Annotated in this window: 1 protein-coding gene; it reads right to left on the bottom strand. The window is 66.8% G+C overall.

Annotated features, from left to right (window positions below):
* A partial coding sequence (locus SB751_RS29750) for a TIGR00366 family protein (protein WP_410748991.1) occupies positions 1-280 on the bottom strand: 280 nt, incomplete at both ends.

The following is a 280-nucleotide window of genomic DNA, read 5'->3' on the forward strand; positions in this document are numbered from 1 at the left end:
CGCGCAGCTTGAGCTTGGACAGCGCCAGCGCCGGCAGGATCCAGAAGGGCTGCACCAGGTCGTTCCAGGCGTTGCCCAGCATCACGGCCATGGTCGTCTGGTTGAGCGCGCTGCCGATTTCGCGGGCGGCGTCGATCATGAACGGACCCTGGATGACCCAGTGGCCGCCGGCCGAGGGCGCGAAGAAGTTGATGACGAACGAGCTGATCAGGCCCCAGAACGGCAGCGAGGCCGGCGTGGCGACGTCGACGAAGACCTTCGAGATGGTGGTGACCAGGCC

Origin of the sequence: Cupriavidus sp. SIMBA_020, from assembly GCF_046535395.1 — a bacterium.
GTDB classification, from domain to species: domain Bacteria; phylum Pseudomonadota; class Gammaproteobacteria; order Burkholderiales; family Burkholderiaceae; genus Cupriavidus; species Cupriavidus campinensis.